Origin of the sequence: Aeromonas sp. 604176 (genome assembly GCF_049170755.1) — a bacterium.
Taxonomy (GTDB): Bacteria; Pseudomonadota; Gammaproteobacteria; order Enterobacterales; family Aeromonadaceae; genus Aeromonas; species Aeromonas veronii_A.
Genome location: NZ_JAAKNE010000010.1, coordinates 26,298 through 48,734, shown reverse-complemented (window position 1 = coordinate 48,734; position 22,437 = coordinate 26,298). Strand labels below are relative to the sequence as shown.

The 22,437-nt window shown below is 60.6% G+C and carries 17 protein-coding genes; 5 read left to right on the top strand and 12 right to left on the bottom strand.

Features of this window, described 5'->3' with window-relative positions; all coding sequences use genetic code 11:
- The 12 genes from G5358_RS03260 to G5358_RS03205 all read right to left on the bottom strand — a co-directional run bounded on the left by G5358_RS03260 (position 1) and on the right by G5358_RS03205 (position 15,412).
- Positions 1-675, bottom strand: coding sequence for a NuoB/complex I 20 kDa subunit family protein (locus G5358_RS03260; protein WP_005344917.1), 675 nt, complete (start codon positions 673-675; stop codon positions 1-3).
- Between the two features lie 29 nt (positions 676-704).
- Positions 705-1,109: an NADH-quinone oxidoreductase subunit A gene (locus G5358_RS03255; RefSeq protein ID WP_005344919.1), complete on the bottom strand. Its 405-nt coding sequence runs from the start codon at positions 1,107-1,109 to the stop codon at positions 705-707.
- A 378-nt stretch (positions 1,110-1,487) separates the two neighbouring features.
- A complete protein-coding gene (locus G5358_RS03250; protein ID WP_021231425.1) occupies positions 1,488-2,057 on the bottom strand; it encodes a DUF1566 domain-containing protein in 570 nt (189 codons plus the stop codon).
- Positions 2,058-2,070: 13 nt separating this feature from the next.
- On the bottom strand, positions 2,071-3,510 hold the full coding sequence (locus G5358_RS03245; protein WP_368158163.1) for a DUF1566 domain-containing protein: 1,440 nt from the start codon (positions 3,508-3,510) through the stop codon (positions 2,071-2,073).
- A 59-nt stretch (positions 3,511-3,569) separates the two neighbouring features.
- Positions 3,570-6,017: a proprotein convertase P-domain-containing protein gene (locus G5358_RS03240; protein WP_421323607.1), complete on the bottom strand. Its 2,448-nt coding sequence runs from the start codon at positions 6,015-6,017 to the stop codon at positions 3,570-3,572.
- A complete protein-coding gene (locus G5358_RS03235) occupies positions 6,014-8,020 on the bottom strand; it encodes a prolyl oligopeptidase family serine peptidase (protein WP_421323606.1) in 2,007 nt (668 codons plus the stop codon). Before G5358_RS03235 ends, G5358_RS03240 begins: the two co-directional genes overlap by 4 nt.
- Positions 8,020-10,158, bottom strand: coding sequence for a TonB-dependent hemoglobin/transferrin/lactoferrin family receptor (locus G5358_RS03230; protein WP_421323605.1), 2,139 nt, complete (start codon positions 10,156-10,158; stop codon positions 8,020-8,022). Before G5358_RS03230 ends, G5358_RS03235 begins: the two co-directional genes overlap by 1 nt.
- 160 nt (positions 10,159-10,318) lie before the next feature.
- Complete coding sequence (locus tag G5358_RS03225; protein ID WP_421204749.1) at positions 10,319-11,197, bottom strand: flagellar motor protein MotB; 879 nt, start codon at positions 11,195-11,197, stop codon at positions 10,319-10,321.
- Positions 11,172-11,930 carry a flagellar motor protein gene (locus G5358_RS03220; RefSeq protein WP_040067282.1) on the bottom strand — a complete coding sequence of 253 codons (759 nt, stop codon included), beginning with the start codon at positions 11,928-11,930 and terminating at the stop codon, positions 11,172-11,174. Before G5358_RS03220 ends, G5358_RS03225 begins: the two co-directional genes overlap by 26 nt.
- 364 nt (positions 11,931-12,294) lie before the next feature.
- Positions 12,295-13,617, bottom strand: a complete 1,323-nt coding sequence (locus tag G5358_RS03215) for a Na+/H+ antiporter family protein (protein WP_005344933.1) — start codon at positions 13,615-13,617, stop codon at positions 12,295-12,297.
- Between the two features lie 273 nt (positions 13,618-13,890).
- On the bottom strand, positions 13,891-14,568 hold the full coding sequence (gene rnt / locus G5358_RS03210) for a ribonuclease T (protein WP_216953912.1): 678 nt from the start codon (positions 14,566-14,568) through the stop codon (positions 13,891-13,893).
- Between the two features lie 100 nt (positions 14,569-14,668).
- A complete protein-coding gene (locus G5358_RS03205) occupies positions 14,669-15,412 on the bottom strand; it encodes a phosphatase PAP2 family protein (protein WP_421323604.1) in 744 nt (247 codons plus the stop codon).
- Positions 15,413-15,659: 247 nt separating this feature from the next.
- Here G5358_RS03205 and G5358_RS03200 point away from each other — a divergent pair, with 247 nt between their 5' ends.
- From G5358_RS03200 to accD, 5 genes are all read left to right on the top strand, one after another.
- Entirely contained in the window at positions 15,660-16,781 is a 1,122-nt protein-coding gene (locus G5358_RS03200; RefSeq protein WP_421323603.1) for a 4-phosphoerythronate dehydrogenase, read from the top strand.
- A 193-nt stretch (positions 16,782-16,974) separates the two neighbouring features.
- A complete protein-coding gene (locus G5358_RS03195) occupies positions 16,975-17,991 on the top strand; it encodes an aspartate-semialdehyde dehydrogenase (protein ID WP_421204753.1) in 1,017 nt (338 codons plus the stop codon).
- Positions 17,992-18,262: 271 nt separating this feature from the next.
- Positions 18,263-20,455 carry a FimV/HubP family polar landmark protein gene (locus tag G5358_RS03190; RefSeq protein WP_421254056.1) on the top strand — a complete coding sequence of 731 codons (2,193 nt, stop codon included), beginning with the start codon at positions 18,263-18,265 and terminating at the stop codon, positions 20,453-20,455.
- A gap of 188 nt (positions 20,456-20,643) precedes the next feature.
- Positions 20,644-21,453: a tRNA pseudouridine(38-40) synthase TruA gene (truA, locus tag G5358_RS03185; protein WP_227340735.1), complete on the top strand. Its 810-nt coding sequence runs from the start codon at positions 20,644-20,646 to the stop codon at positions 21,451-21,453.
- A 119-nt stretch (positions 21,454-21,572) separates the two neighbouring features.
- Entirely contained in the window at positions 21,573-22,436 is an 864-nt protein-coding gene (gene accD / locus G5358_RS03180) for an acetyl-CoA carboxylase, carboxyltransferase subunit beta (RefSeq protein ID WP_005344944.1), read from the top strand.
- Position 22,437 lies beyond the last annotated feature (1 nt).

Below are 22,437 nucleotides of genomic sequence, written 5' to 3'. Positions count from 1 at the left end.
TCAGATCTCATCCGGCGTGCGCAGGTTGGTCACATTGATCCGTTCGCCGCGCTTGCGCTCTTTTTCGGCCTGCATCTGGGGACGGTAGATCCCCTGATCGCCCACTACCCAGGAGAGGGGGCGGCGCTCTTTGCCGATGGAGTCCTGCAGCAGCATCAGGGCTTGCAAAAAGGCTTCTGGACGGGGCGGGCAACCCGGAATGTAGACGTCGACCGGCAGGAACTTGTCCACCCCCTGCACCACGGAATAGATGTCATACATGCCGCCGGAGTTGGCACAGGCCCCCATGGATATCACCCACTTGGGTTCGAGCAGCTGTTCATACAGGCGCTGGATGACCGGTGCCATCTTGATGAAGGGGGTCCCTGCAATCACCATGAAGTCGGCCTGACGGGGCGAGGCGCGGATAACTTCGGCGCCGAAGCGGGCCACATCGTGGGGGGAGGTGAAGGCGGTACACATCTCCACATAGCAGCAGGAGATGCCGAAGTTGTAAGGCCAGAGGGAGTTTTTGCGGCCCCAGTTGACTGTGTCTTGCAGCACCTCCTCGAGGCGGCCCATCATGATGCCGCGCGTCGCTTCTTGCGCCAGTGGGTCATCGACGGTCTGGCGCTGCTCCTGGGGGTAGCGCTCAACGGGTGCATCCGGGTCAATCCGGGTCAGGGTGTACTTCATGGTGCAACCTCAAGGAAAGGGTCTGTGGTTCAATCACTGTTTTTGTTGTTCAACTGCGGTTTGCGCGGTGACCAGTCCAGTGCGCCGATGCGCCAGAGGTAGATCAGGCCGATAAGCAGCAGTCCGATGAAAATGGTGGCTTCAATAAAGCCGACCCAGCCGCTCTCCCGCACGGAAACAGACCAGGCAAAGAGGTAGAGCGCCTCGACGTCGAAGATGACGAAGAACATGGCGACCAGATAGAACTTGGCGGAAAAACGCAGGCGGGCACTGCCGACCGAGTCGACACCAGATTCAAATGGCTTGTTCTTGGTGCGGCCGTAGGCACGACCTCCCAGCAGGGCAGCGAGGCCTATCATCACCAGACAGATGGTGATGGCACCGATGACATAAATGGCAAAAGCCCAATGTTGAGCAGAAATATCAGCAAACATAGAGGTTTTTCCTAACCAAATTAATCAAGCGACTTAACAATAATGTTACGCATTATGACACTTTCGCACTGATTTACATGTCATTTTTACGGGTTAATTATTAATCGGTTAACCGGTAATTAAATTTTGTTAAGAAGCGCACTTTTTTGTTGGTTATGGCGGGCGAGAAAGGCCTGGAAAGCGCAGAGAGCTGCTCCTCGTCATCACCTGAAAGGGGTATGTCGCGTGCGGAGCAGGATCAGGTCGGTATCGCGGGCAGGGGGCACAGGCGGGAGAAGAGCGTGATGGCGGGTGAGGTAGGGGGGGCGGCAAGAGCAATAAAAAGAGAGGCTTTCAAGCCTCTCCTGTCATCGCGTTCCGGTTTCGAGCGTGGGGCGGTCAGGGTTTATTGGCGACCAGCAAGACCTGATCCGGGTAGGCGCCAATGGCGCGAAGACCGATATCTCCCGAGGTGATATCCAGATACGCCCGCTGACCATTGGCGGAGGTTACCGTGCTGCTCATCAGATAGACATAACCCTCATTGACCTCTTTACCGCCCCCCGCCATGGCGCGCGGGAAAATGGCTTCATTGAGAGAGGGCTTGTAGCAGGCATGCTCGACTAGGGTTGCCAGCTCCTTGATGTCGGGCAGGCGCCACTGGCTGATACCGCCGAAGTGATAGAGAGCATGGCTGCTGTCACTGCGGATCCGCTCCGCCACTTGCAGCCCCTGCTGCCAGTAGTAAACGGTCGGTTCACCCAGGCAACTGCTGCCACTCCATGTCTGCCCCAGTTTGCAGCGCATCCAGGTGAGGCCGGTGTGTTGATCCGTGACGGTGCCGTTGCCATGGTCAAGAAAACGGGCAGAGGGGGCGGTGCGATCCATGGTGTCATCACAAATGGCAGCACCGTGGGCCAGGGGGGCCAGCAGTGCCAGCATGGCGAACGAAAAGCGATAAAGGCTCATGATATTCCTCGGATTATTGGGGAGTGGCGACCAGTCGTACCTGCATCAGCTCGATATAGGTATCTTGCTGCACCAGCGCGGGATAGGTGGTGCCCGCATCTTCTCCCAGGAGCAGGACTGTGCGTTTGCTGATGGGGCCACCGGAGAAGCGCTGGGCGGTGTTGCTGGTGGCGCTCCAGTAGTAGCCATGGTAGGTGTCATCTTCCGAGGGGGCGATATCCGGGAAGTAACGGGTATCCACGATGATGCGTTGACCCAGCGGGTCCTTGGCCAGGCTGCCGTAGTGCATCAGTGACATCAGCTCACCCATGGTGGGCAGCCGCCACTGGCTGATGCCGCAGCGCTGCTCGCCATTGAGCCACTGTTGATACGCGCGGGTGGTCAGCATGGTGGTCAGCGCCTGTGCCCGGGCGAGGGCCGCCAGATCTCCTTCGGCGGTGAGCTGTTCGATCCTCTTATGAATATGCTGGTAGGCCGCTTGCTGTTCGCCTGCGGTCGCCTTGAACTGCTCATCCTCATAGGCAAAGGGTCTGCTTTTCCAGGCCGGACTCAAGGGATCGTCCGATTTGACCTCCCACACCAGACCGGTATTGAGATCCTTGACGCACTGCCAGCTCGGCGCGTTGTCAGGGAGCGCCTGACCGCGATCATCGAGTTTGCGATAGGCAAGCTGGGGACGAGTGCGATTCCAGCTGGCATCTTGTCCCGGATAGTCATCGGGTTCCTGTTCCAGCAGCGGGTCGTTGCCATCGCTGAAGGTGGTGACGCCGGTGACGGTCAGCAGGTTGCGTGGCTGCTGCTGCACCAGCAGGGTAAGCAGCTCACTTTGGGTCTCTTCAGCAAACAGGCCGTTGCGCTGCCACTCCTGAGCCAATTGCGCCAGCATCAGGCTGATGGCGCGATAGCTGGTGGTGAGCAACTGAGTCTCCTTGGCGGTGGCAAGTCGTGCGCGGGCCTGTTGCTGCAAGCTGATCGCCACCTGCTGCAGCGCCTGATCAAACTGGCCGAGGCCCGCGAGGGCCACGCGGTCGCCGCCCGGTTGCAGCGGCGCGAGATCGGCCAGCAGCTGCGTCAGTGCGCGATCGGCGGCCACCCCTTCGGCAATGCGGCTCTGCCACAGGGTGCTGAGCAGGGTTGGTTGCAGCCGTTGTGGATCCCCTTTGGCGGCCGGATGTGCCAGTAGCAGGCCTCCGCTCCTCGGTACGAAAAGCAGGGGCGAGTTGACGATGTTGGCCGAACGGCTGACCAGGGCCACAGCTCCTTCGCCGCTGACGGCAGGGTCGGCAGGATCACATTGCCAGTTCTGATCCAGATCGGCGCACAGGGTACCGGCGGTTGGCAGGGCGACATCGACCCGGTAGTCTGGGATCGCCAGTGGTGCGTTATCTTCCCCGCCGCCACAGGCGCTGAGCAGGGCTGAGAGGGTTGCAATAACCAGTACGGATGGTTTCACTTCACATTCCTTGATTCGGTCACAGGTTCACGGGGGCGGTAACCCCCGTGGTGCAGGATTCAACGGCGCGGGGTGCTCCGGCGCCAGAGGCGGGGCCAGAGGGCCAGCAACAGCAGCAGGGGGGAAGCCGTGCCGCCACCCCCTTCATCCTGCTCAAGGGGAATGATGCCGGTGTTGGGCAGGGCTTCATCCTTGTCGCAGCGGGCGCCGACTTGCTGGGCGACCCGCCAGTTGCGCAACTGACCGGTGTCACCGGCGCTGGTGTCGTTGATCTCCAGCAGCCAGCGGCCAGCGAGCGGTTCGCCGTGCAGCTTGTCCAGCGATTCGAACGGTACCAGTTCACGGGGAAACTCCCCCTTGAGCCGGGTATGGCTGGCGTAACCCTTGTTCCACAGGCTAATCCGGGTGCCGTAAGGGGAGGTGAGCCAGATCTCCAGCTGCTCCAGTTTGCTGTGCTCCAGATCGAGGGCGACCACGAATCCGCTGTCGATGCGGGCCTTGCTCTCGGGCAGGGTGAGAGTGAAGCGGGACAGGCCGTGCCGTTCATCGCTCACCGCATCCTTGATCTGGCCACCCTGGCCGATGGCCCGTTGCCAGAGCGGTTCACCGATCGGCAGTTGCAGGTCAAGGCGGGTTTGGCGCTCGGTGGGGCTGGGCAGGGTGAGCTGGAACTGCAGCGGCAAGGTGACTGCCTCGCCACAGGTCAGGTTGCTCGCTGCTTCCAGCGGCAGGGTCCAGCGGGCGGTGCCATCGGCGTTGAGCTCTCCCTGCCAGTGACCGTCACCCATGAGCCCCTTGCTCGGGAGCAGGCTGGCGTCAGCCACGGTCAGGGGGCGGCCGCTCTGGTTGGTCAATTCGATGGCGAGGCTCTTTTTCTCCCCGGGCAACAGGTAGCTGTCATCGGCAAGGCGGGCCGCGATGGGCGTGGGCAGCAGGGCGTGGTGGCGGAAGGCCTGCTCCAGCAGCTTGCCATAGCTGCGGTCCGGATAGAGGCGGTTGGCGGTATCCACGGTGACGCGCGCCAGCTGGGGCATCCGCACCTGCGGGCCGAGGCCGAAGTGAGATTCAATCAGCAGGGTATCGAACTCGTCACGGGCTACCTCGCCATATTGTTCAACGGCCTGGCGCAGCGCGGTGAAGAGCGGGGTGCCCCACAGTTGGTCGCCGTTGCTGCCGTTGATAGTGAGGTGAGCCGGATAGAGGAAGCCCGGATGATAGCGCGCCCGCAGATCATCGAGCTGACGGGGCGTTCGGCCGCTGATCCTGGCATCCCAGTTGAAGACCATGAAAGGCTCGAACTGGCGAGCCTCTGGACTACGCTGGCGCCAGCTGGCGGCCAGATAGTCGCTAAAGCCCTCGCCGATGGCGCCCCAGTCACCCTCTTCTCCCATGTCGGGCAGGATATGGTGCTGCACCGCATGGCCAAACTCGTGCCAGATCACCATGGGATCTTCCGCATCGGGTACCCCTATCCGGCCAATTTCCAACCGGCGCAGGAAGGGGTCATAGAGAGAGTTGTCCTGCTCCCCGGCATCGGTATCGATGGCCAGGGGGCCGCCCATCAGCGTCGGGTAGCCAAGGGATTCCACATGGCGCTGGGCCAGATCCAGATGGTAGTAGCCATTGATATCGAGGAAGGCGGGTTGCTGGTGATCCAGCTGGAAGCCATCGGCATCAGGGCTGCTAAAGGGGGCAGTTTCCGGCGCCGTGCCATCCACGACCCGGGCGCGTGGGCCATTTAGCTGGTAGGTGTCATCCACCTTTTGTACCCTGAGCGGCACGGTGCGATAGGCCCCGTTGTCCAGCACCAGATCGTGGCGCCACAGCAGGTTGCCATCTTGCAACTGGGTGCGTGGGTCGAGGGCAAAGATGCGGGCCTGCACCGTAGCCGCTTCCCCTGCCAGCGGGACCGCTTCGGCACGGGTGTTGGCCTCTTGCAGCGTGCGCCCCAGCAGGGCGTTGCCATCGCAGGTGACAAACAGTTGCCAGTGGCTGCTCTTGCTGTTGCCCGGCTGGCTTTCCACCGCCAGCAGACGCCAGGCCGCAGTCAGGGTGTCGCCATCCTGCCAGTACCAGGGCTGGGCTTCGTCACTGCCAGCGAATTGCCACACCGTACTATCCAGCGTGGCGGTATAGGCATCCACCCCGGTGCGGCTTGCTTCATCACATGGAGCCGCCTGTGCCTGCATCAACCGGGTATTGTGATAAACGCGCCACGGGCGACCCTGCTCATCGAGACTGACGGCGGCCATCAGGCCGGCGATCGGTGCGCCATTGAGCTGCTGACGATAATGCTGATAGTGGCCCAGCTTGCCTTGGCGCTGATAGGCCGGGGCATCACTCAGGGTGACGCCGAGCTGCTGTTCGAGCCAGAGGCGGGGATCGGCCGGGGCGTCCTGTTCGACAAAACGCAGTTCGGCGGCCTGAGTGGAAAAGCCAGCCAGCCCCAGCAAGAGGGCGGGCAACAGGGGTTTCATAGTGGTACTCCCAATCAGCGGCAGGGTCATTGATTGATCCCCGCCAGATGCAACAAGAAGGCAAATTCACGAGCCCGATCGCCACCACCGGCGCGGTGGCCTCCCTCCAGTTCGGTCAGCAGCAGGTAGGGGCCGGAGCCCGTGCTGTGCTCCCGCAGGCGGGCCAGCCACTTGACCGGCTCCCAGTAGGGCACCTGGCTGTCGTGCAGGGCGGTAGTGACCAGCAGGGGCGGGTAGGGGGCGCGGTGCAGGTTGTCGTAGGGGCTGATGCGGCGCATCGCCTGATACTCTGCGGGCTTGGCCGGGTTGCCCCACTCTTGGTACTCCTGGCGGGTCAAGGGGAGGGCAGGATCGCTCATGGTGCCGAGCATATCGACGAAGGGAACCTGCAACACGGCGCCGCTAAAGAGTGTCGGTTGCTGGTTGAGGGCCGCAGCAACCAGCGTGCCCCCCGCGCTGCCCCCCATGGCAAACAGGGGCAGAGAGGCTGAGTCGGGCGACCAGTGGCGCAGGGCGTTGCCGGCAGCGATAAAGTCGCTGATGCCGTTCTGCTTGTGGATGCCCCGTCCGTCGCGGGTCCACTGCTCCCCCAGCATGCCGCCGCCGCGCACATGGGCGATGGCGTAGACAAAGCCCCGATCCAGCAGGCTTAACAGCTCTTTCTGGTAGTAGGGGCGCATCGGCGTGCCATAGGCGCCATAGCCGTAGAGCAGCACGGCGCGAGGGGCCAGATCCTTGCGCCACACCAGCGAGACAGGTACCCGGGTGCCATCGGCAGAGGTGATCCAGCGCCGCTCGCTCTGATAGGGCAATGCTTTATTGCCTGCGGTGTGCTGGTCGTTGATCCAGTGGCCGCTGGTCAAATCCAGCCAGCGCTGGCCGGGGGGCTGACTCAAGCCCTGACTGCGCACCAGAATGCGGTCGCTGGCCGGGTCATGTTCTCCTTGCAGCCAGCCGGTACCGGCGCCACTGGCCAGCGGCAGGCGCTGGCGTTCATGGCCGTTGCGATCGAGCAGGGCGAGCCAATCCTCCCCCTGCTGGCGAAACTGCACCACCAGATGGCGATCAAACAGTCGCCACTTCTCGGGATCGCCGAGATCCTCCTCTTTGGCGGGCCACAGGCGCTGCCACTCACCGAGCGGCGTGCTGGCTGAGTAGAGGGCAAACGTCCCCTCTCGGTTGCTCTTGATCACCCAGCCAGACTGGCTGTCCAGATAGTATTCCACCCCGCGCTGGCGGGGTTTGACCTGCTGCGGCTTGCCCGAGTCGAGCAGGTACTGCTCCGAGCTGTCGTGGTTGTTGCCCTGCAACACCAGATGCTGGCCATCCGTGGTGCGATAGAGGCTGAGCAGCCAGGCGGGATCCTGCTCCTCATAGAGAGTCTGCTCCTGGCCATCCTGCCAGCCGCGCAGCTGCCAGGGGCGCAGGGTGTAGCGCTCGTTGGCGATGCTGTAGAGGGTGCGACCATCTTGTGACCAGGCGAGATCAGCGCTGCGCTGCGCCAAACTGGCCAGCGCCTTGCCGCTTTGGAGATCGAGCAGGGTGACCTGATAGTCGAGAGCGCCGCGCCTGTCTTCGGCGATGGCCAGTGTGCGGTTATCCGGGCTCAGGGCCCAGCCGCCCGCTTCGTAATAGCTCTCACCCGCTCTGGCGGGAAGCCGCTGCTGCACCTTGCCCCCGTGGCGTTGCCAAAGTGAGCCATCCGGGCGCAGCTGCCATGCCTGATCGCCGCGCACAAGCCAGTTGTCTGGCACAGATTCCCCCGCCGGATGGCGGGTAAACTCGGCGCGCAAGGTTGCTTCCAGCGGCTGCTGCGCGGCGAGCTGCTGCTCGCTCCAGCGATTTTGCTGCTTGAGCAGGGCGAGAATGGCCGGGTTGCTACGGCTCTCGTCCCGCAACCAGAAGTAGGGATCCTGGCGTACGGGATTGCCTGAAATCAGGTGCGATTGGGACGGGATCGGCGGGGGCAGGGCCTCTTGCGCCCACGCCAACGGGGCGGCCAACAGGGCCGCCATGATTGCATGATGCTTCATCACATCCCCACGAAACGGTAGCTGAGGCTGGCTGACAGGTAGCGGCCGCTCTGGCTGTAGAGGGAGGTGTCGCTGCCAGCCGGGAGTCCGGCCACATCCTGATAGCGGACGTAGCGGGTATCGAGCAGGTTGCCGATGGTGGCATTGACCTTGAGCGCCTCGGTGATCTGCCAGTCGCCGGTGAGGTCCAGGCTGAACCAGCCTGCGCTGCTCTGGCAGGCACCGTTGTAGCCAGTCTGCGCATTGGCGCACTGGGGCACCTTGGTCATGGCGGCGGCATAGTTGCCACTGAGCTCAACCCCCCAGTCGAGCTGTTGCCAGCGCAGGGTGGTGTTGCCTTCCAGCGGTGTCTGGGTGCGCAGCGGCTCACCGCGGTGATCCTTGCCATCCATCCAGGCCAGATTGGTCGAAAGCTCCCACTCGTCGCTCAGCCAGAGGCTGGCGGCCAGCTCGGCGCCCCAGGTTTCTGCTTTGGCAACGTTGCGATATTGGCGCAGGAAGACACCGTCATCGAGGCGAAAACCGGTCTGGCGCCAGTCGATGAAGTTGTAGTAGCGGTTGTAGAAAACGGCCGGTTTGACGCTCCAGTTGTCGCTTTGGCCATTCACTCCCCACTCCAGACTGTGGCTGGTCTCCTCCTTGAGGTTGGGGTTGGCAATGATCTCGAACGGCGGCATGGCAAAGTAGTGAGGAATGTTGCCGTAAACCTGATCGTAAGCGGGGGCGCGGAAGCCGTTGGCATAGCTGAGCCAACTGCGCCATGTCTCGTTGAAGCGGTAACTGGCCGCCACACTGGGGGAGATGTGGTCGCTGTGGTTCTCGGCCAGATTACTGTCCGGTGCGCGCAGGCGCTGGCGGTCAAAGCGCAGGGTCGGGGTAAACTGCCAGTTGCCCAGATCGATCACATCGCTCAGCCAGATGCCATCGCGGCGGGTTTCGGCTTTGCTGAAGGGGACTTTCTGTCCCTGGGTGGTGATGCCATCTTCCAGGGTCAGATTGCTGACCGGCCGCTCGTGGTTGGCCTGCTCCACTTCCACACCGTAGCTGAAGGTGTGATCCAGCGAGCCGGTGCTCAGCGTGCTCTGCAGCTCCAGCTCACTGCCAAGGCGCAGCTCCTCGAACGTGGAGAGGGTGCGCTGGCTGCGATATCTGGGATAGCCGCTCAGGGCATCGTTGCGCAGCAGCTGGCGCTGGTTGGCTTCGTTGCGTGACTGGTTGCCAAACAGGCTCCAGTTGAGGGTATCGACCATGCCCAGATCGCTGGCTTCCCAGCTGAACTTGCCGCCCTGGGTGCGCTGATCGCCATCTTCCTGAAAACCGACCACGTCCCAGCTGCCATCGGGTTGGGGCACCGCTTTGGGCCCCATCTGGCGTTTGGCGTGATCCTCGTAGTAGTCCAGCTCCAGCCGCAGAGCGTGATGGGCATTGAGGGGGAGGCGGCTGCTGGTGGAGGCACTCATGCCATCCAAATCAGCCGGAATGCGGTTCTCCTCAAAGTTGGCGGTTTCGTTGCCACGCCAGCCGGAGAGGCGCAACAGATGTTCGCTCTCCAGTGCCCGCACCGCGCCGGTCATGCTGAGCTTCTTCTTGTTGCTATCGCCACCGTAGAGGGTTTTGGCCGCCAGATAGCTATCTTGTTGTTGCAGATAATCTTCCGGCTGCTTGGTATTCATCACCACGGTGCCGCCGATGGCATCGGAGCCATGCAGGGAGGAACCGGCCCCCTTGGCCACCTCAATCTGCTTGATGTCGTCGAGATCGAAGTTGAAGCGACCCACCTTGTCATTGATGTTGTCGGCGCCAAAGCCGTCGCTGACGCGTACCCCATCCTTGATCAGCAGGATGCGGTTGCCACCGATGCCGCGCACGCTGATGTTTTGCGGTCGCCCGGCAGAGCCGGTGACCGAGACACCGGGGATCTTGCGAAACACATGGGTCAGCTCGCTGGCGACCTGACGGTCCAGCTCTTCCTGGGTGATGACGGTGATGGAGCCGGAAACATCGGAGAGTTTCTGTGGTACCCGTTGCCCGGTGACAATGATGGTGTCGTCGCTGCGAGCCTTCTCCACAGGGGGAAGATCGGCCGCGCCTGCGGAGGCACAAAGGAGTGCCGGCCATGCCTGAAGCAGTTTGTTCATAATGATAATTGTTTTTATTTAAGCCTGAAGGCGGCATTATTGCAGAGGCCTGACCACTTGACAATAAATAGAAATCATTATCATTAAGATCTTATGGTGTTGATATTATTGAGTTATTTGTTTTTAAAAGAGGCTCCCGCGCGAGGCGGGAGCAGGGGGATCAGGGCTTGAGCAGTTGCAGCGACTCTTCTGCTGCCTTGCCTTGAGAGAGGGTTATATCGACCCGGCGATTCGCCTGGCGATGTTCGGGGGTGTCATTGGCAAAGCGGGGTTGGGTGTCGGCAACACCCTGAGCGATGACTCGTCTGGCATCCAGCTGGGGGTTAGCCAGCATGGTTTGCACGATGGAAGAGGCCCGCAGCACCGAGAGCTCCCAGTTGTTGCGATAGAGCTCCACCGGCGCTTGGGAGTTGTCGGTATGACCGGTGACCACTACCTGCCCCGGGATATTGGCCAGAATGCCGGCGATCTTATGGACCAGCGGGATGAACTGGGGTTGCAGGAACGCCGAATCGGAGGGGAACAGCGCCTTCTCGCCGATGCGGATCACCAATTGACTGCCGAGTTGCTCGACCTCGAGATCTTTCGATTCAATCTGGGCCTTGAGCTGTTGCTCAAGCTTCTGCTTGGTCACCTGCACCCACTCCTGCTCCTGGGTCTTATGGGGCCAGGATTCGGTGGCGCTCGGCTTTTCCGAGGCACCTATGGTCTCGTTGAAGGGATCCGATGCCGCCATGGGGGCATCTTTCTCCAGCACAGTCTCTTCTTTCGGGCTGCTTGGCGTGGTCTTCGATTCCGGTTCAAGAATCCCTGTGCCCCCCTGCATCAAGGGTGAGCCGGCAGGCGGGGAGATGAGGCCGATTTTACCCAGCGACTCGATAAAGCCCTGGATAAGCACCCGGGTTTCGGACTGCTTGGCCATGGCAAAGGAGTAGAGCACCACAAACAGGGCGAACAGCAATGTCATGAAGTCGGCATAGGAGACCAGCCAGCGTTCGTGGTTCTCCGGCGCTTCAGCCTTTTTCTTTTTCGCCACCATGGCCTCCCAGATAAGGTTCGAGGGTCACTTGCAGGCGTGCTTGGGACTCGCCATCCACGATGCAGAGAATGCCGGTCAGAGTCATCTCCTTGTAGTGGCGGATCTGGTGGGCAAACCCCTTGTAGCGGTTGCCGAACGGCAAGAAGATCAGGTTGGCGGCGGATACCCCGTAGATGGTGGCGATAAAAGCCACCGCAATGGCGCCACCCAGCTTGTCGGGGGCATCCAGCAGACCCATGGCGTGGATCAGGCCAAATACCGCGCCGACGATCCCCATGGTCGGGCAGTAGCCGCCCATGGCTTCATAGAATTTGACCGTCTGTTCGAGATCTTCCTGTTCAAATTCGATCTCGTTCTCCAGCACCTCGTGGATTTTGGTCTTTTCGTAACCATCAACCATCATCTGCACCCCTTTCTTCAGGAAAGGATCCTTGATCTCGTCGATCATCCCTTCCAGCGCCAGCATGCCGCTGCGGCGGGCGTTGCCTGCCAGGGTCTCCAGCAACTGGGCCTGTTCATGCATATCGAGCTTGAGGGGGGAGAGCAGCCATTTGAAACGCTTCATGGTGCTGCCGACGACGGAGAAAGGGAACTGGGTCAGCGCAGCACCTATGGTGCCACCGATCACAATGAGGAATGCGGGCAGATCGAGCAGTGCACTGGGGTGCCCCCCCTCGATCATGTTGCCGCCAAGGATGGCGATCAACGCCAGCACCAAGCCAATCAAGCTCATTTTTTACACGTCCCTGTATGGTGATAATCGCTAGTGTAGCTAGTTAAGTATCAGTTTTTCAAAATGATATCCAATCGCTGAGCAATTAATCGGCGTGGTATGTGGCAACGGGTGTGGCGCACAACGCTGGGGGGGCTGAGTGCTGTTATGGCATCTGTGGCTAGAGACTGATCCCATAAGAGCAAGGAGCGAAACAAGCAGTGCGCAATCATCCAGATCCGGGAATCCATGTCGCCCAATAAAGAGCTTCTCCTCTCGGGACCATGTCCTGGTGATTAGGTGAACGTGCTTATAAAGAAGGCGACCATAAGGTCGCCTTCTTGTTTCGTATTTTGCAGAGCATGGTTCGATGCCAGAGTGGCTATCAGAGCACCATGGCGGCAATCCAGCCGAAGATCACCAGCGGGATGTTGTAGTGAATAAAGGTGGGCACCACGCTGTCCCAGATATGGTCATGCTGGCCATCGGCGTTGAGGCCGGAGGTGGGGCCCAGAGTTGAATCAGATGCAGGTGAACCCGCATCTCCCAGCGCGCCAGCGGTACCGACCAGGGCGATGATCGCCATCGGTGAGAAGCCGAGCTGCAGACAGAGCGGCACATAGATGGTAGCGATGATGGGCACGGTGGAGAAGGAGGAGCCGATCCCCATGGTGATGAGCAGGCCAACCAGCAGCATCAGGAAGGCGGCGATCCCCTTGTGCTGACCGATGCCGGAGGCGACCACCTGAACCAGAGAGTCGACCCCGTGGGTCGCCTTCATCACAGCGGCAAAACCGGCGGCGGAGATCATGATGAAGCCGATCAGCGACATCATCCGCACCCCCTGGGTGAAGGCATCCTGGCTTTCGCGAAACTTGATGACGCCGCCGCAGGTGAAGATGACAAAACCGGCTAGCGCACCCAGTACGATGCTGTTGGTCATCAGTTGCAGCCCCAGCGCTACGCCAATGGCCAGCAGGGCCACCCAGATGTGGGTGAGGTTGAGCTCGACCGCTTCGGGCTCGGCATCCAGGATCTTGGCCAGATCGTACTGGCGCGGTTTGCGATAGCTGATGAATACCGCAATCAGCAGGCCCAGTACCATACCGGCAACCGGAATGGCCATCGCCAGCGGGATCTGGCTGGTGGTGATGGGCACGCCGTTATCGATCAGGTTCTTGGCCAGAATGTTATTCAGGAAGATGCCACCAAAGCCGACCGGCAGCACCATATAGGTGGCGGTCAGGCCAAAGGTGATGACACAGGCCACCTGACGACGGTCGATCTGCATCTGCGCCATCACATGCAGCAGCGGCGGGATCAGGATGGGAATAAAAGCGATGTGAACCGGGATCAGGTTCTGGGACGAGATAGCCACGGCCAGCACGGAAGAGAGCAGCAGGGTTTTGACCCACATGATGCGGGTCGAGCTGGCATCCTTGCCCAACTGGCTGATCACCTTGCGGGCCAGCAGGTCGGTGATCCCGGAGCGGGAGATGGCAACTGCAAAGGCGCCCAGCATGGCGTAGGAGAGGGCAATCTCGGCGCCACCGCCCAGGCCACCGCTGAAGGTGGTGAGGGTATCTGTCAACGACAACCCGCCCACCAGACCGCCCGCAATGGCACCCAGCGCCAGCGAGACCACCACATTGATCCGCAGCAGACTGAGCACTAGCATCAGCCCGACTGCGATAACAACTGGATTCATTTGATTTCCTTATAGTTTGTTATTGCTGTCTGTCATGTGAAGGGGAGTTAGTTTGCGAAAAATGTGACAAATGTCGAGAAAAAAATCAGTCAAACCCCTCATATTGCAGCAGCATGTGGCACAAGGTTGCTCAACCTGAGGGTTTGTGACCTGTTTGTCTCCGTGCATCCCGCGCTCAGCGGTGGATAGTGACCTTGATAGCGATTTCCGGTGCGCTGTGCAATCAATCACTTCCCCAAAAAGCGAAGGCTGCCAGTGGCAGCCTTCATCCGTTTATTCTTGTCCCTCATCATCGGTAGGGGCATCGGTTGTGTCATCATCCGGATGCGCAGGCGGCCAACCCCCCATGCTCTTCCAGCGGTTAACGATATGACAGAACAGCTCTGTGGTGCGTTCGGTGTCATAGAGGGCAGAGTGCGCCTCTTTATTGTCAAACGGGATGCGGGCGCTCTGGCACGCTTTGGCCAGCACGGTCTGCCCCAGCGCCAATCCGGAGAGAGCAGCGGTGTCGAAGGTGGCAAACGGGTGGAACGGATTGCGCTTGAGGCCAGCGCGCTCGGCGGCAGCCATCACGAAGCCGTGATCAAAGGTGGCGTTGTGGGCCACTATGATGGCGCGGCCGCAATCCTGCTCCTTCATCCCCTTGCGGATCCCCTTGAAGATCTCGGTCAGCGCCTCTTTTTCCGAGACAGCGCCACGCAACGGGTTGTAGGGGTCGATGCCGGTGAACTCCAGCGCGGCCTTTTCCAGGTTGGCCCCTTCGAAGGGCTCGACATGAAAGTGGAATATGTGATCGGGAACGAGCCAGCCCTGCTCATCCATTTTCAGGGTGTAAGCCGCGATTTCGAGCAGGGCATCGGTCTTGGCGTTGAACCCGGCTGTTTCAACATCGATGACGACGGGGTAAAAACCACGAAAACGGCCCTTGAGGGTATGAACTGCGTCGGTCATGGGATCTCGGTCGGGATAAAATGAGGCGGCATTATGGCAAAAAAGCACAGGCTTGTCCTCCCATCCCATTACAGGAAGCCGCTGCAGGATGGCGCAGGCTTCAGTATCTGTGCAGCCACCAGCGAGCGGCAATCAGCGCTGTGACAGTGCCAAGCAGGGCACTGGCCAGCACATCCACCGGCCAGTGCATGCCGAGTACCATGCGCGACAGGCCAACCCCCAAGGCCCACAGTGGTAGCAGCCAGACGCCAGCCGGGGCGCGGGCCAGCCAGATCAGGCCGAAGAACTGGGCCAGACTGATGGCGGCGATGCTGTGGCCGGAGGGGAAGGCGTAGTTCACCTCGGCCTGCCAGTGGTGGCCGAGCCACTCAGGCAGGGCCAGCAACTGGCTGGCGGCATGAACCTGTTCACTGCGCACATCGATGCTACTGGCGTAGAAGTGCTTGATGGCCGGGATCAGCGACTGACTCTCCAGCCAGAGCAGATAGGGTCTGGGCTCTTCGGTCAGGTGTTTGATCAGGCTCTTGAGCACCCAGTCGCTGGCGAGCAGGGCTGCCAGCGCGCATCCCAGCGCAATGAAGGGCGCCAGCTCCAGTTTGAGTTTGTAGCGGGTCAGTAGCAGCAAGAGGGCGCCACTGACCCCGATCCAGGGAATATCGACCATGCGGGTAAGGGCGTATAACCACCATAGCCAGCCTGACTGCAGTGAACCGGTCAGAAAAGGCTGCCAGGGCAGGGTGGCGAGCATCAGCAGGGGCAGGATCAACAGGGCAGTGAAGCCAAGCACCTGACTGCGGGTGAGTGAAGCGGTTGACGCTGAGTGCGATGGAGCGTGTGGCGGCATGGTGGGTATGGGCGATCGCGAAAAAGAGGGGCATTGTGCCACCGTGATATGCCCGGACAAAGCCGAGCAGCACGTTTGTTACCTCTGCTTACACATTTGTGGCGACATCCTCTGTTTGAGCGGGCGGATGGAGCGGCTGCCGCGCAATGTGGGCCCGTTTCGCGCCGGATTGCATCACAGGCTGAAATCTCGGGCGGCTTTGCGCTAGAATGGCGCCCCCGTGGCGGTTGTGACCAAAGAGAGCCCGATGAAGATAGTCGTTGATGAGAATATGCCCCATGCCGTGGAGCTGTTTGCCGAATTTGGCGAGGTGATCCCCTTGCCCGGACGGCAGATGCAGGCCCGCGATCTGCTCGATGCCGATGTGCTGCTGGTGCGTTCGGTCACCCGCGTCAACGGCGATTTGCTGGCGACCAGCCCCAAACTCGGGTTTGTCGGCAGCGCCACCATAGGCACCGACCATGTGGACAAGGCGTTGCTGGCAAGCCGCAATATTCCCTTCTTCAGCGCCCCCGGTTGCAACAAGTATTCGGTGGGGGACTATGTACTCTCAGCCCTGCTGGTGCTGGCGGAGCGCTACGAACTTGACCTCTCGGCCATGACGCTGGCGGTGATTGGCGCGGGCAATACTGGCGAGTGTGTGGCTGGCAAGGCCAAAGCGCTCGGCATGCGGGTGCTGCGCTGCGATCCGCCCAGGGCGCGTAATACCCCCGATGCGGGCTTTGTCGATTATCAGGCCGCCCTTGGCGCCGATATTGTCAGCTTCCACGTGCCCATCACACGCGAAGGAGTGGATGCCACCTACCATCTGCTCGATGCCGAACAGATTGCCGCGCGCCCTGCCGGACAGATCCTGATCAACGCATCCCGTGGCGAGGTGTGGGATAACCGGGCCCTGCTGGCGCGCCAGTTGAGCGATAAGCCATTGCGACTGGTGATGGATGTGTGGGAGAACGAGCCCGAGCCACTGTCTGCGCTAGTGCCCCATACCGAGATTGCCACCCCCCATATCGCTGGTTACAGCCTGGAGGGGAAGGCCCGCGGTACCTGGATGCTCTATCAGGCGCTCTGCCAGCAGTTGGGACGCCAGCCTCGTCAGGATTTGAGTCAGCTGTTGCCTGCCCCCGATGTGCAGGCGCTGGTGCCGGGCCGCGCACCGGATCAGGCGCTGATCAAGCAGCTGGTGCATCTGGTCTATGATGTGCGCCGCGATGATGCCCGTTTCCGGGCCCGACTCGGCTTGCCCGGCAGCTTTGACGAGCAGCGCAAACACTATCCAGAGCGCCGTGAACTATCCTCCCTGCAGGTTGAGGGGGCGTTTGCCGACCAGGCGCTGGGCGAGCTGGGATTTGCGCTGTCACGCCCCTGAGTTGGGGACTAGGAGTTGGAAGATAACCGGAAGGGGTGAGCCGTACTGGCTACCTCGAACCCATTTTTTACTGAGCTGGCGCAGATGCTACTGCGCCAGCTCAGCCATATCAGGCAGCGTCATCTCGCCGTGCGGGAGCCTGCCGACCATGGTGCCACCCGGCGCCATTGCAGCATTATCAGAGGAGAACAGAATGAGCCAGCAGTTTAACGTAGCGGTATTGGGTGCCAGCGGCGCCGTGGGTCAGGCGATGATCGAGATCCTGGAAGAGCGCGAATTTCCGGTAGCGACCCTCTATCCGCTGGCTTCCAGCCGCAGCGCCGGTGATACAGTGCGCTTTGGCGGCAAGAACCTCGAGATCCTCGATGTGGAGGAGTTTGACTGGAGCCAGGTGCAGATCGCACTCTTCTCCGCCGGTGCCGAGGTATCTGCCAAGTGGGCGCCGATTGCTGCCGAGCACGGTTGTATCGTCATCGACAACACCTCCTGCTTCCGTTACGACGAAGATATCCCGCTGGTGATCCCGGAAGTGAACCCGGATGCGCTGGCCGATTTTCGCAATCGCAACATCATCGCCAATCCCAACTGCTCCACCATCCAGATGCTGGTGGCCCTGAAGCCGCTGCACGACGAAGTGGGCATTGCCCGCATCAACGTGGCCACCTATCAATCCGTGTCAGGCTCCGGCAAAGAGGGGGTCAGCGAGCTGGCGGGTCAGACCGCTCATCTGCTCAACGGTCGTCCGGTGGAACCGACCCTCTATCCGCAACAGATCGCCTTTAACCTGATCCCGCAGATCGACAGCTTCACCGACAACGGCTACACCCGTGAAGAGATGAAGATGGTATGGGAAACCCAGAAGATCCTCGGCGATGCCAACATTGCCGTGAACCCCACCTGCGTGCGGGTGCCGGTCTTCTACGGCCACGCCGAGGCGGTACACGTCGAGCTGCACCAGCCGCTCGATGCCGAACAGGTCAAGGACCTGCTGCGCAATGCGCCGGGTGTGACCCTGTTTGATGACGAAGGGGACTATCCGACCCCGGTGCGTGACGCAACCGGCAAGGATGAGGTGCTGGTGGGTCGGGTGCGCCAGGATATTTCTCACCCGAGTGGTATCAATATGTGGATCGTGGCCGATAACGTTCGTAAGGGCGCGGCAACCAACAGTGTACAGATTGCCGAGCTGCTGGTTCGCGACTATCTGTAAGGCTGGTCAGATGCCACAGATGGGCAGCAGGGAGTGCTGCGCATCCGGCCTGTGATAAATCGGGGGTGTGACCCATGCCGCACTCCGTCACTTCAAGATTCTGTTGCGATATCAACTGATTAAGTTTTTTCCTACACTCAGAGTCAAGTCGGGTGCTAAATGTGTCGGACTACTGGCTTGCGACGCGAGCCTGATTTATATTGAACCGACTGTTTTGGGGTAACTATCCAGATTTTTCAATGTGATAGGGCCGTCATACGAAGGAACGAATATGGGACATTCCCGCATAACATTGGCAACGCTACTCGCATTGGGTCTGCTGGGCTCCGTCCAGGCTGAAGACGCTGCGCGGGAGCCTTTTTTTGTCGAGCTAAAAGGCCCTGACGAGCCCGCACCTCCAGCCGTCAATTCCCAGCCGCTGGCGCAACCGGTCGCCAGACCCGTGGCGCAACCGGTACGTGCAACCGCCCAGCCGGTGGTACGTCAGGTCACGGCCAATGCCGGTAGTTATGGCCCTGTTCGTCCAACCGATACTCTCTGGAGTCTGGCGAGCAAATACCGTCCCTCCAGTAGTGTCAGCGTCTACCAGACCATGGTGGCGATCTACGAGAAAAACCCCCGCAGTTTTGCCGATGGCAATATCAACCACATTCTGGTGGGGTCACGCATCCTGCTGCCGACCGTGGCCGAAGCGAGCGTCATCACCGATGCCCAGGCGCGAGCCAGATTCCGCAGTGACAACGCCAGCTGGAAGGGGCTGAGTCCCAAGTATCTCGCCGAGAAGCATGCCCATGGCGCCAAACCAGCGGCCAAGCCCGTGAAGGTTGAGACTGCCAAAGCCGAACCGGTGAAAACCGCGCCAGCTCCCTTGCCTGCGGCAAAAGCGGCACCCATTCCTGCTCCTGTCGTAGCACCGCAACCGTCTGCTGAAACCAAAGATGTTGTCAAGGCGAGCGAGCCTGCGCCAAAAGAGGCGGTGGCCCCAGTCCCGGCGACGAGCGCCGCAGCAAGCACCACACCGGCGCCTCTGCCTTCCGATCTGGAAAAACCGGTGGGCAAACCGGCCACCGAGATGGCGCTGGCACTGGAAGATGCCAATGCCCAGCTCGGTCAGGTGACCGAGATGAACCACAGGCTCAAACTGCGCCTGCAATCTCTCACCGAAGAGGTCGAGACCCTCAAGGCCCAGTTGCAGGATCAGACCGCGCTGCAAAAAGAGCTCGCCGAGCTGAAGGCCAGACCTGTCCCCCCCGTGGTGGCAGAGCCTGAACCCAAGCAGCACTGGCTGATGGAGCTGCTCTCCTCACCGCTCAACCTTGCCATGATCATCCTGCTGCCGGTGCTGCTGGTATTGGCGCTGGTGACCCTGTGGCTGCGGGCCCGTGCCCGTCGCGAGCTGGAGGAGCAGGAGAAGAGCCTCTCCGAGTCCACCGCCATGATGATGGATCAGGAGCAGAGCGAGTTTGACGATCTGCTGAGTGTCGATGTGACCGACAACGAGCCGGTACGCCCGGTGCCGGATCTCAATACCCCTGATGGCTTTATGCCGGTCGAGCCAGATGAACCGGCTAAAAAGCCGGATGTTGATCTGGTTTTCAGCGACGATGGCGAGATCGATCTGCAAGGTTTCGAGCCGGAGCGAATGGCTGCCCAGTCAGCCAGTCGTGACCCGGATCTGGTGCCGGATCTCGATCTCTCGCTGGATGAGCCTGTCGCGTTGGCCAATGAACCCGACATGGATCTGGCCAGCGAGTTCAATCCCAAGTCCAGGGATGCTGATGAGCTCATGAGCGAAGAGGAGCTGCAGGCAGCCCTGTTTGCCGAGCTGGATGCGGATCTTTCGGCTGATCTGGAACCGGAGTTGAGTGCAAGCAGCAAGAGTACGGCTGCTGATGATCTGGCCAGTTTTGATCTGGGTGATTTTGAAAATGAGCTGGATAAACCGGCTGCGGGCGAGGGCAATAATGCCATCGACTTGAGCGTGGATGGTTCGGCTGATGATATGTTGGCCGAGTTGGGGCTTGAGCCAACCAAAGGCAAGGAGACCGAGCTCGATCTTGAGTGGGATCCCAACGAACTGGCGCTCTCCGATTTCGAGGATGCCTTTACCGAAGTGGAGTCTCATCCGGCAGAATTGCAGCCAAGGGAACAGGCCCAGGCAAGCGGTTACGTCGAGATCGACAAGCTGCTGGCCGATGCGGATGCCACCGCGCCGGAGCAGGAGCCCTATCAGGGTCTCTCGCTGGACGTGGGGCTCGATGGTTTCCCCGAGGTGTTGCCTGAATCCACCGGCTTTGATGTGGATGCCGATGACGGCGGTGTGGGGGCCAAGCTGGATCTGGCCCGCGCTTACCTCGAGATCGACGACAAGGATAGCGCCCGCGAGCTGCTGCAAGAAGCGGCAGAGCAGGGCACCGAGCATCAGCGTGCCGAGGCAGAAAAACTGCTCAAGCGGTTGGGGTAAAATTGTCCCTGTCGCGGGATCAGCAAGAAGGGGGCAGCCATTGGCTGCCCCCTTCTTCATGGCAATTTGCACAGGGTGAATTCTCCGCCCATGCAAGCCAATCAGGCGGTTTGTGGGACTTTTCGAGTTGAGCGCGTATAATCCGCCCCGTTTCTTTCACTGCGTTTCACAACAAGACAAGTTTATCCATGCGAATTGCCCTAGGTATTGAATATGACGGCAGCCGGTATTTCGGTTGGCAGCGTCAGCGTGAAGTGATCAGCGTGCAGGAGGAGTTGGAGAAGGCCATCAGCCGGATCGCCAACCACCCTGTCTCCATCCAGTGTGCCGGGCGCACCGATGCCGGCGTCCATGCGACCGGCCAGGTGATCCACTTCGATACCGAGGCGAACCGTGCCGAAGGGGCCTGGACCCTGGGGCTCAACTCCAACCTGCCGCCGGATATCGCCGTGCGCTGGGTCAAGGAGGTGGACGAAACGTTCCACGCCCGCTTCAGCGCCACCGCCCGTCGCTACCGCTACGTCATCTACAACCACAACTTCCGTCCGGCGATCCTCGGCAGTGGCGTCAGTCACTACCACGAGACCATCGATGCCGAGTTGATGCACCTGGCGGGCCAGAGCCTGCTGGGGGAGCACGACTTCAGCACCTTCCGTGCCGTTGCCTGCCAATCCAACACCCCGTGGCGCAATGTGACCCATCTGTGCGTCAGCCGCTCCGGCCCCTACATCGTGCTCGACATCAAGGCCAACGCCTTCCTGCACCACATGGTGCGCAATATCACCGGCTCCCTGCTGCTGGTGGGGCAGGGACTCAAACCGGTGGAGTGGATTGCCGAGGTGCTGGCGGCCAAGGATCGCAATCTGGCCGGGCCGACCGCCAAGGCCGGTGGCCTCTATCTGGTCGACGTGGATTACCCGGCCGAGTTTGCTCTGCCGCAGTTGCCGCTCGGCCCGCTGTGGCTGCCGGACTCGGCACCGGGTACGACCAGTTTTTAGTAACTGCGCCCGAAAAATTGTGGTTTAATGACCCGTCATTTGTTGCCATCGAGCTATTAAGTCATTGAACAATCTAGGCTCGATGCGTTTTGTCAGGCACAAAAGCATTAAGGAATTCCATGAGCTGGCTTGAGAAGATTCTTCCCAAGAGCAAGATCACTGCACCCCGTCGTCACAACATTCCGGAAGGGGTGTGGACCAAGTGCAGTGCTTGTGAACAGGTGCTCTACCGGGCAGAGTTGGAGCGCAACCTCGAAGTGTGCCCCAAGTGTGATCATCATATGCGCATCAGCGCTCGCGCCCGTCTCGAGAGTTTCCTCGACGAGCAGGGTCGTACCGAGATCGGTGCCGAGCTGGAGCCGCAGGATGTACTGAAATTCAAGGATTCCAAGCGCTACAAGGATCGTTTGTCTGCCGCCCAGAAAGCGACAGGAGAAAAAGATGCGCTGGTGGTCATGAAAGGGACCCTCAAAGGGGTGCCGGTTGTCGCCTGTTCCTTTGAGTTCTCCTTTATCGGTGGCTCCATGTCCTCCGTGGTCGGTGCCCGCTTCGTGCGCGCTGTCGAGGAGTGCATCAAGGAGGGCCGCGGTCTGGTCTGTTTCTCCACTTCTGGTGGTGCCCGCATGCAGGAAGCCCTCTTCTCCCTGATGCAGATGGCCAAGACCAGCGCGGCGCTAGACCGACTCTCCAAGGCTGGCCTGCCCTTTATCTCTGTGCTGACCGACCCCACCATGGGGGGCGTTTCCGCCAGTCTGGCGATGCTGGGTGACATCAACGTGGGCGAGCCCAAGGCGCTGATCGGTTTTGCCGGCCCGCGCGTTATCGAGCAGACCGTACGCGAGAAACTGCCGGAAGGCTTCCAGCGCTCCGAATTCCTGCTGGAGAAGGGGGCCATCGACCTGATTATCGATCGTCGCGACATGCGTAACCGTCTGGCCAGCCTGCTCGCCAAAATGCTGAATACTCACGTCATCGAAGAGTGAA